Source organism: Caballeronia arationis (assembly GCF_001544975.2).
In the GTDB taxonomy this organism is placed as follows: Bacteria; Pseudomonadota; Gammaproteobacteria; order Burkholderiales; family Burkholderiaceae; genus Caballeronia; species Caballeronia arationis.
On sequence record NZ_FCOG02000190.1, the window covers coordinates 1 to 8,820 of the forward strand.

Annotated in this window: 8 protein-coding genes and 7 pseudogenes; 10 read left to right on the forward strand and 5 right to left on the reverse strand. The window is 60.2% G+C overall.

Annotation, left to right across the window (positions count from 1 at the left end; translation table 11 throughout):
- Positions 1-78: 78 nt before the first annotated feature.
- Positions 79-189, reverse strand: a pseudogene (locus AWB81_RS44320) (beta-eliminating lyase-related protein); the annotation flags it as partial.
- A gap of 805 nt (positions 190-994) precedes the next feature.
- Between AWB81_RS44320 and AWB81_RS38275 the strand changes: the two are divergent.
- From AWB81_RS38275 to AWB81_RS48610, 4 genes and pseudogenes are all read left to right on the forward strand, one after another.
- Complete coding sequence (locus AWB81_RS38275; protein ID WP_062643306.1) at positions 995-1,282, forward strand: DUF4148 domain-containing protein; 288 nt, start codon at positions 995-997, stop codon at positions 1,280-1,282.
- A gap of 359 nt (positions 1,283-1,641) precedes the next feature.
- Positions 1,642-1,944 (forward strand): annotated as a pseudogene (locus AWB81_RS38280) (transporter substrate-binding protein); the annotation flags it as partial.
- A 1-nt stretch (position 1,945) separates the two neighbouring features.
- A pseudogene (locus tag AWB81_RS38285) lies at positions 1,946-2,595 on the forward strand (ANTAR domain-containing response regulator).
- Between the two features lie 46 nt (positions 2,596-2,641).
- Positions 2,642-3,141, forward strand: a pseudogene (locus AWB81_RS48610) (SDR family NAD(P)-dependent oxidoreductase); the annotation flags it as partial.
- 1 nt (position 3,142) lies between these two features.
- On the opposite strand, the pseudogene AWB81_RS38295 reads toward AWB81_RS48610, so the two are convergent.
- Together AWB81_RS38295 and AWB81_RS38300 are read right to left on the reverse strand one after the other, a co-directional pair.
- Positions 3,143-3,353: pseudogene (locus tag AWB81_RS38295) on the reverse strand (IS110 family transposase); the annotation flags it as partial.
- Between the two features lie 177 nt (positions 3,354-3,530).
- Positions 3,531-4,499, reverse strand: coding sequence for a GlxA family transcriptional regulator (locus tag AWB81_RS38300; protein ID WP_062643314.1), 969 nt, complete (start codon positions 4,497-4,499; stop codon positions 3,531-3,533).
- Between the two features lie 397 nt (positions 4,500-4,896).
- Between AWB81_RS38300 and AWB81_RS38305 the strand changes: the two genes are divergently transcribed.
- The 5 genes from AWB81_RS38305 (at position 4,897) to AWB81_RS48620 (ending at position 7,219) form a co-directional block, all read left to right on the forward strand.
- The gene (locus AWB81_RS38305) at positions 4,897-5,586 is read left to right on the forward strand and encodes an HD domain-containing protein (protein WP_062643310.1); all 690 of its coding nucleotides are present in this window, start codon (positions 4,897-4,899) and stop codon (positions 5,584-5,586) included.
- A gap of 497 nt (positions 5,587-6,083) precedes the next feature.
- Positions 6,084-6,506 carry a UPF0158 family protein gene (locus tag AWB81_RS38310; protein WP_062643312.1) on the forward strand — a complete coding sequence of 141 codons (423 nt, stop codon included), beginning with the start codon at positions 6,084-6,086 and terminating at the stop codon, positions 6,504-6,506.
- Between the two features lie 244 nt (positions 6,507-6,750).
- The gene (locus tag AWB81_RS38315) at positions 6,751-6,918 is read left to right on the forward strand and encodes a hypothetical protein (protein ID WP_327373262.1); all 168 of its coding nucleotides are present in this window, start codon (positions 6,751-6,753) and stop codon (positions 6,916-6,918) included.
- A complete protein-coding gene (locus AWB81_RS48615) occupies positions 6,918-7,040 on the forward strand; it encodes a hypothetical protein (protein ID WP_327373257.1) in 123 nt (40 codons plus the stop codon). Before AWB81_RS38315 ends, AWB81_RS48615 begins: the two co-directional genes overlap by 1 nt.
- Positions 7,037-7,219: a type II toxin-antitoxin system RelE/ParE family toxin gene (locus AWB81_RS48620; protein ID WP_327373259.1), complete on the forward strand. Its 183-nt coding sequence runs from the start codon at positions 7,037-7,039 to the stop codon at positions 7,217-7,219. The genes AWB81_RS48615 and AWB81_RS48620 overlap by 4 nt, the downstream gene beginning before the upstream one ends.
- A 149-nt stretch (positions 7,220-7,368) precedes the next feature.
- Here AWB81_RS48620 and AWB81_RS38325 read toward each other — a convergent pair whose 3' ends face one another.
- On the reverse strand, positions 7,369-8,418 hold the full coding sequence (locus AWB81_RS38325) for a hypothetical protein (RefSeq protein ID WP_235026125.1): 1,050 nt from the start codon (positions 8,416-8,418) through the stop codon (positions 7,369-7,371).
- Positions 8,367-8,555: pseudogene (locus tag AWB81_RS38330) on the reverse strand (IS110 family transposase); the annotation flags it as partial. The pseudogene AWB81_RS38330 and the gene AWB81_RS38325, both read right to left, overlap by 52 nt.
- Positions 8,556-8,687: 132 nt before the next feature.
- Here AWB81_RS38330 and AWB81_RS44325 point away from each other — a divergent pair.
- Positions 8,688-8,820 (forward strand): annotated as a pseudogene (locus AWB81_RS44325) (IS30 family transposase); the annotation flags it as partial.

The window sequence follows — 8,820 nt, forward strand, 5'->3', positions numbered from 1 at the left end:
ACCGACAGCACACCGGCTCAGCAACCGCTGGCCGCCTGATCATGCCGAATCCGAAACACCAGATTTGACAGTAACTCCCGCGAGATGCGCAGCGTTTTCATGATCTTCCGCGAGACGTGCAACGTTGTGTTCGAGCGCGTAGAGGCACGCAGCGGCGAGCAGCCCGGACTGGCGCATGCCGCCGCCCAGTCCTAGCGCCAGCGATGAGCGCTGCATTCATGATGCTCTCATTAGTCGTTGGTCGAGAAACCTGCCAACTAAGGAGAGTTTCTCCCATGAAGGTTGACCAAAAAGCGACAGAAAGATTACGGAAATGAAATGCGAGGTGGCTGGGGTGCCGCGAACAACGGAAGCTTGCACGTCGGCTATGCCTGTGGCCTCGGTCCCGAATGGCCTCGTTGTGCCTGATTCCTGAGTGCTTGCGATGGAGCGCGGCACTGAACTTCCGTCCGCCAGGGTGCATGGCGGTAGTTCAGTATTATCATAGTCGAAGCCTGACACCTATCATTCGGGACGGCGGCGTCGTGAAAAAATAGCACTATTCGGTGCCGGACGGCAATCCGGGCAACCTGGGGTGCTATGTAGTTCCTGTCGCTCAATATCGAAGTCCGCGTTGAACGCCTCTCTGTGCGTAATGCTGCCGCTACGACGGCCCCCCGATAGCCTCCGGATCGGGTAGGTATGCACGTCTTCGATCACTCGGTTTTCATTTCAAGACGGCCACACACGCATAGCTCCGCAGTTCGGGCCTAACGTACCGTTAATCGTTGGAAAAGCCATGCGTGTTGAACATGACTATCGCTTCGTGACTGAGAGCATCGTTGCGCGGGGCTCACGCCAGGGCAACAGATGACGAAAGCGTAATCATAGGGTAAGCGTGGGACAAGGTGCGATTGGCAACAATGGGCACTGTAGTCCGAGCGACTACCCGCTGCGGGAGGAATACACAAGGTACGCCTTTCCGGAGTGAGTTTCAACGCCCCAGGAGCGAATCATGAAACTGCTTTCGGCCTTCGTCCTCGCAGCCCTTAGTCTGCTGTTTGGCGCCAGCGTCTATGCGCAAAGTTCAGCGCCCGGCCTCACGCGCGCCGAAGTGCGTGCACAACTCATCCAGGCTGAGAAAGAAGGCCTTTTGCCCTGGTCTCGCGGCGATTACCCGCCGAGCGAGCGGACTGTCGAGCGGAACCGCGAACTCTATGCGATCCGGCATCCAGGTAGCGCGAGCACTTCTTCTTCCTCGATGACAGCGCCGCCTTCACCCGACGGCTCAGTCGCGCACTGATCAGCAGCAGGTGCGCGTGCGCCCCGCCTACCCCATCGTCTTATTGCAGCCGGAACACGAATAAAATGCTTCATGCTCTTGGCTGCGGCCCTGGGCGCGATCGCCGTTATCGCCTTCGCTCGGGAAGACGGGCGTGGCGAGCCCATCGTTATTCCAATCGACATCGAATATGGATTGATCCCGTGAATGAATCCATTTCTACAGCAAGGCGGCTCGGCAGCTCGGGAAGTTTGCGCCCAATTCATATTGCAGTTCGATACTTCGAACACTCGCTGATACGCTGCGAAAGAGAACGCCACGCTCGGCATCTTCGCCCTGTCGCGGTTCCGATATTTCTGACCCGTCTTCGAGAAGCTGCAAACTGGGAGGCCGCGTACTATCAAATGCACATGTTCGCCGAAGCATGCGCACGTGCAGGCTCGGACGAGATCGGAACCATCATGCCGCATCTCCTCGGCTCGGAATTTTCCGCCCCGCAAGGCCGGGTGCGGATCGATCCAGTCAATCATCACATGGCGCTCTACCCGCGTATCGGCCGCGCCAACGCGGACGGCCAGTTTACCATTCTGCGCGAATCGAAATTCGCCGTCGGCCCCGATCCGTACATGACGCGTCAGACGCTCGGGGACTGGGTGACGAAGCTGAGCACCCGGGACTACTGACGTGAGCGCGCGAACGGACAGAGGCCAGCGAAGCCTGACGAGCTCGATCCTCGAACGCAATGCTCGCGTCGTCGTTTTCCATCCGGATGACGATGACGGGCAGACGCTCACGAACCATTTGCGGCGCATCGGCTTTCAGGTGGAACGATACTGGCCGCCGACCGACACGCTGCCGGACAGGACGGACCTGGTGTTTCGCGCGTTGCTGCCGGAAGAACGCGCGCCGAAGAGCGAGTGGTTCGGACCCGATGCGCCGCCCGTCATCTGCGTGGTGAGCTACGAGAATCCGACCTTCATCGATCAGGCCATCAAGATGGGTTCGGACGGCATCGTCACGACGCCGATCCGCGCATCGGGGCTGCTATCCAGCGTGGTGATGGCGCTGTATCACGCGAACGCGCGCGTCAGCATTCGCAGCGCATCGCCAAGCTCGAGCAGAAGCTGCTCGACAGCCGGCATCTGCAGGAAGCGAAGGACATTCTGATGACCATGCACCGCGTGAGCGAACGCGAGGCGTACGACATGCTCCGCGCGCAGGCGATGGAGAAGCGCGTGACCATCGACGATATCTGCCACTCGGTCATTCAGGCGGGTGAAGTGCTGCAGATCGCGCGCGGCATGGCATCGGAGGAGGGGCGCGAGAAGGAGTGAGCGCGCCGTCGAACGGGATTCATCGATACGCATAGGAGCGACCAGCATGGACCTGCAACTGAAGGGCTTGAAGGCGATCGTGACCGGCGGCACCAGGGCATCGGCCTCGCGATCGCGCGAACGCTTGTCGCGGAAGGCGCGGATGTCGCCATTTGCGCGCGCGACGCAGCCGGCGTCGCGTCGACGGCAAGCGCGCTGGCGGAAATCAGCGTCGCGCGCGCGTCTGGCGCGGCCGTCGACGTGTCGGATGGCGAGGCGCTGAAGGCGTGGGTCGCGGGCGTTGGCGCGGAGTGGCGCGGACTCGACATCGTCGTGGCCAACGTCAGCGCGCTGGCGATCGGCAACGACATCGAATCGTGGCGCAAGGAGTTCAATACGGATCTGCTCGGCACGGTCAATCTCGTCGATGCCGCGATGCCGTTCCTGACGGCAAGCAAGGCCGCGCTCGTGCATTCCATGCAGGGGCTCGCGAATCAACTGGCATCGAAGAGCATTCGCGCGAATACGGTGTCGCCCGGCAACGTGTATTTCGAAGTCGGCGTGTGGGCTTCACCGCATGGCCACCTCGCTGGAACACGCGGGCCCAGTGATGCGCACCTGACAGGCTTCCATGCCGATCAGGCACGGCGGCAATTGCCCGATCAACGCCACGAGTTGATCACGGGTGACCTTCGGCTTGACCAGTCCCGCCTTGCACGTTTCGTCCACACCATGGATGGCATACACATCTTGGCAAGATCGATTCTGACGATGACAATGGATACGGACTTTCCCTCCTGCTGGCATTGATGAAGGCTCGACACTCCATCATGGGCCTGATACCGATGCGCGGCTTCCGCCGCAGCCTCGGGACGTGGAAGTCCCTCTCATTAGATTACTCCAAGGCGGACGACACGCGCATTGGGCTCAGGGCCGACCGATCTCATACATTCCGGTCACTTCGCAAACCGATTGCGAAAACTTAGTCGATAGTCGTTCGGCGATACCCCCAACCGTCGCATGAAGACGAGGCGCATGCGGTCCGCGGTGCCGAAACCGCATTCGTACGCGACGGTTTTCAAAGGTCTGTCGCTACTTTCCAGTGCGCTGCGGGCCGCGTCCACGCGCGCGCGTTCGACGAACTCACGCGGCGTCATCTGTGCGAGCTGCCCGAAGGCGCGCGCGAAGTGACGCTCGCTCATGCCCGCGACGAGCGCGAGTTGCGCAACCGAGAGTCGTTCCCCGATGTGCTCCATCACGTAAGGCTGAACTTTGGCGACGGGCGAGGATTCGTCGGCCGGTACGCTCAAATAAGGACTGAACTGCGATTGTCCGCCCCGCCGTTGGGCAAAAACGACAAGGCGCTTCGCCACCGCGAGTGCGACATGCGGGCCATGATCCTCTGCGACAAGCGCAAGCGCGACATCGATGCCTGCGGTCACGCCCGCCGAGGTCACAAGATTGCCGTCGCGCATGTAGATGCGATCCAAGTCGACGCGTGCAAGTGGAAAGCGCTCGGCCAGGCGCTTCGCGTTCTGCCAATGCGTGGTGACGTCGCGTCCATTGAGCAAGCCGGCGTTGCCCAGAGCGAATGCGCCCGTGCAGATGGAGCCATAGCGATAGCAGCGAGACGCGACGTCGACAAGCCAGGCGCACAAATGCGGATCAGGTTCATCAAACGGAAGGTTCGGGCCACCCGCGACGAGCGCAATGTCGTAGCACGCCCTGGCTTCGGGGAAGGAAAGGTCTGCGACGAGCCGCGTGCCGTTCGATGTCCGTACGGTGCATTCTTCGGGACCTACGAGCGTGATCTCGTAGCCGCTCGTCGCGGAAACGAAACCGTTCGCTTCCGCGAACACATCGAGAGGGCCGGCTACGTCGAGCGCTTGAACGCCGGGAAAGACTGCGATTGCGACTGTACGCATCAGACCGATACCCGTGATGATGGAGCGCATATGGCAGAGGACGGCGTGCGCTTGGCAGAATTCAACGCATCGTTTCGGTTGTGACCTATCCGCCTTTTGCCCAGACTTACATCTATCGCAATGCCCATCTCTCTTGCCATGGAGGCGACCGCAATGAACCCGCAACGTGAAGCCGCGATAGAAGCGCAACGCTCGGCCGAAGCCCAAGAACATCAGGACTGGCTGCTCGATGAGGCGCTCGCCGAAACCTTTCCGGCGAGCGATCCGATCTCGCCCAGTCGCATTATCTGAAACCCGGTCGCCGCGCCGAGCAATTCTAGCAACGCAGGCGCATCCGTGTCCTCAACGCGGCGCAGGATGAAGACGCCGCGCAAGCCAACTCAACCGAGCCAAATTCATGAGCCAAATCATCGCAGGCGTCAAGATTCCCGACAGTCAAATGGCGCGCGAAGCCACGCAACTCGTTCGCGATACCGAGTCCGATCTGCTTTATCACCATTCGCGCCGCGTCTTTCTGTTCGGTGCGCTCGCCGGCGAGCGCAAGCAACTGACATTCGATCCGGAGTTGCTTTATATCGGTGCAATGTTCCATGACATGGGCCTCACCGAAGCGTACAGCAGCGCGCATGACCGCTTCGAAGTAGACGGCGCGAACGCCGCGCAGAATTTTCTCCGGCAGCATGGCATCCGCGACAGCGAAATCGAGCTTGTGTGGGACGCCATTGCGCTGCATACGACGCCTGGTATTCCGCAGTACAAAAAGCCGGTGGTCGCGCTTGTCACGGCAGGCGTCGAAATGGACGTACTCGGCTTGGCTTATGACGAGTTCAGCGCTGACGAGCGGCGACTGGTGGTCGCGGCGCATCCGCGCGAGCCGAACTTCAAGGAAGGCATCATCGACGCGTTCGCTCAAGGCACGATAAAGAAGCCCCAGTCCACCTTCGGCAACGTCAAGGCCGATGTGCTTGCGTTGAAGGACTCTAGCTACAAGCGCCTGAACTTTTGCAGCATCATACTTGGATCGGAATGGGGCGACCCAGAGCAGATTGGTGCGAATTGCCACAATCCGGTGCACTCGCACGGCTAGCGATCGCCGCGCTTTGGGAGATAGCGGTATGGAAGCTGTGCTCAACTGAAAGCGGAATTTTCAGCGCACTGCTTGCGCGGCATCGAGGAGCTGCTCTCGAGAAACTTGGTCGCGCGATTGAAGACTTGCATCGGCACGCGCAACGTTGCCAGGGCGGACGCGACGATTTGCGCGGAGCCATGTACCAACTTTCTGGTCGCGTACCTCGAACTGCCCGTATGCTGGGCGAGTCGAACGACCATACTCTAGCTGACCGGGCTGCTTGACGGCAGCAGCGAGAACCTGGGGACATGGCAGCGTCTGGTTGATCCGGAAGGCGAGGTCCACGACCATTGCGGGCCTGGATGACAGCGGTGAGGCGAACTTCGACGACAGGGGCTGAGTTGGGGCAATCGGTCGTCGCCGACGAAGGACAAGCTTCCGCGTACGCCCAACACCAGCTGCACGCCAGTATCCGACCCGACCGCTCGAACGTTTCAACCTATGGGAGTAGAGGCATGGTCGCGGTCAGATACGCCGATCTTTCTATGGCCTTCGACTTCGTTAGCGACGCGTCGCCGATGGAGCATAACGCGTATGTCTCGCTTGATACGGGCAAGATCTATTGGATATCCGATTTCGACGACTCGTCCGACGAAGATCATCCTGGCGACCTTGAAACGTCGGATCGCTACCTCGAGATACCGCATAAAAACGAGCTCGATCTGGGAAAAAGTGTCGCGTTGCGCTTTGTCGCGCAACAGTTGCCTGCGCGTTATGAACAGGTCGAAGGATTTTTCCGACGACAAGGGGCGTATGGCCGTTTCAAGGATCTGCTGGCCCGTGAGGGCGCACTCGAGAGCTGGTACTCGTTTGAAGCTGACTCCGTCGAAAGAGCGCTGAGGCAATGGTGTGCTGCTAACGGACTTGAAATTGGTTGAACCGCGGAAAGGTCATCACGAAAAACGGTCAGAGTGGCCACAGCGCAGGGCGGTTGGGAAGAAGGATCGGGACGCTGCCGAGAAAATCGAGGTCGGCCGGTTTGATAACAGTTAATAATCGCGGTAGCATGAATCTAGTACAGATTGGGGGCAGAAATATGATCAGCGCTGAGCTCGGGCAGCAGCTTGAAAGCTACGTTGCCGCTTTGGTTGAGCCGGGTGCTACGGCTCGAAAAGTGAAGTCCTGCGTGAAGGTGTTCGGCTCATTCAGGATCGAGAGGCACAGCTTGCCGCGCTGGACGCCAGCCTCGAGCACGCGATCGCGGATGCTGACGAGGGCCGCCGCAAGCCGGCGCAGGAAGTGTTTGGTCGGCTCAAGGCCAAATATCGGGCGATGTCGGAAGGGAATTGATGCTCGTCGACATCACGGATGACGCTAAATTTGATCTGGAAGAAATCGGCGACTTTATCGCGCGCAACGGTAGCCCGAAGCGCGCCGAGACGTTTGTGGAGAACTGGAACAAGCCTGCATGACGCTGGCCGACACGCCATTGCTTTTCCCGCTCATCCCGCGCTACAAGGAACGCGGAATTCGGCATCGGGTTCACGGCAACTATCAGATTTTCTACCGTGTCGTTGAGGCCGACGACCGCATCGATGTGCTGCGGATTCTCAATAGCAGGCGCGATTATCTCTCGATTCTTTTCCCATAACCTCGTACAACATTCCGTCAGGTGTCGCCCGGGCGCACTGTCGGGCATTGCTGCTCCGGCGAGGTGCTTCATTTGACATAAATAGTATTGTCGATGATAAATAGGACTACCGAGCAATAGACGAGGTCCTGTCGATCAGAGTTGCACAGTCACGGCGCTCCAGCGCCCTGATGCAGTTCGGCGCCTTTCATCAAGCGCTGTGCGATGTCGGCAGTTTGCAGGGTCCCGCGCTCAGTCGGTGAATGGGCCGCAAGATAACGGGCGACCGCAACGAGAACATGCCGCCCCTCGTCAGTATTGCCCCACGCGCCAAACTGCCGGACGCCGGCCTCGAGCATTTGATAGGCATGGAAGCCCGCATCCTCGCGCAGCGCCGCATGCGCGAGCGTGGCGATCAGCACTTCTGGCGGATGGCCGAGCGTAAGATGCCGCGCCACCAGTCTTGCTGCGAGATCGACCTGTCGCTGCCGGTCGAATGCGTCGAGCAGGGCAGCGCGAATGGCTTCCGCATCTACGGGAAGGTCGTCGAGCTGATCGTTGTCCTCGCCCGGAATGCGGGCCGGTGGGACGTTCAGATAACGCTCAAGGTAGAGCGCCATCGCTCCGTGCATGATGGCCCGCACGGCCGTAAGGTAACCGTCGATTCCCGCGGTCCCGATCCGCCTGAGCATTTGGTGGAGCGCGTTAGCATGGGTGAAGACATGATGCGCCGTCTCCCAGTCCGCGTGTTCGTTGGCATTGCCGAAGCGGGCCACACGCAGCGCCGCTGCATATGCGAGGGACTGTCCCAGGTCGGCAGGAGCGGCGCCCACGCGGATCGCCGCCTTCAGCGCATCGACGATCTTCGCCGGCTCGTCTCCAAGCAACTCCCGCGCGAGGGTCGAGTGAATTGACCAGGCTCGCACGCCCTGGCGGGCCGCGAAAAGCTTGGACATTTCGCCGGCTGATGCGTCACACAGCGCGACCAGATCGACGGGCTGGCGCCAGGCTGTCGATTCCTCGGCGCCACGGGCGGCCACCATCTGCGCGACGATGGTAGGCAGCACAGCGGACGCGTGCTCCCAGCGGATGAGATCGAGGCACTCAAACGCCTTGTTGATGAAGTCGAGCGAATGGCCGGTGTCGGCGAAAGTCCGCTCGGTTCCGGACGCTGCGCCCAGTGCTGAGCGCCACCGCAGGCCTCCATCCCTATCAGGCAAGGCTCGCGATTTGCGAAGTGTTCGAGAAAGGCGGCCAGTTTGGTCGGTTTGTTAACGACGTCGCCCGTTTCCGCATTCACGTAATGCACTTGGAACACGTTCTTTGCAATATCTACACCCACCGCCCTATAGTTCATCTCGGACGCTCCGGTCGTCTGTGACGAACTGCATGATCTTCCATTCTGTCACTTTGATGCTGTCAGCCCTGGAGGGGGTTCGCCTTCCTTCAATGCTCGACCGTTCATGGTTGGGAGGCGTTCATTTCATTCATTCACGTGCGCCCACCCGAAATCGAAGACCGCCTGCTGCCGGGCCACTGGGAAGCCGACTTCATCAAAGGCGCCGGCAATCAATCCTCCGTTGGCGTTCTGGTCGAACGGACCAGCCGCCTGGTGTTGCTCG

Bases quoted from the DNA above. Each gene is read 5' to 3' on its own strand.
- AWB81_RS38275 (WP_062643306.1), top strand. From the start codon at position 995: ATGAAACTGCTTTCGGCCTTCGTCCTCGCAGCCCTTAGTCTGCTGTTT.
- AWB81_RS38300 (WP_062643314.1), bottom strand. From the start codon at position 4,499: ATGCGTACAGTCGCAATCGCAGTCTTTCCCGGCGTTCAAGCGCTCGAC.
- AWB81_RS38305 (WP_062643310.1), top strand. From the start codon at position 4,897: ATGAGCCAAATCATCGCAGGCGTCAAGATTCCCGACAGTCAAATGGCG.
- AWB81_RS38310 (WP_062643312.1), top strand. From the start codon at position 6,084: ATGGTCGCGGTCAGATACGCCGATCTTTCTATGGCCTTCGACTTCGTT.
- AWB81_RS48615 (WP_327373257.1), top strand. From the start codon at position 6,918: ATGCTCGTCGACATCACGGATGACGCTAAATTTGATCTGGAAGAAATC.
- AWB81_RS48620 (WP_327373259.1), top strand. From the start codon at position 7,037: ATGACGCTGGCCGACACGCCATTGCTTTTCCCGCTCATCCCGCGCTAC.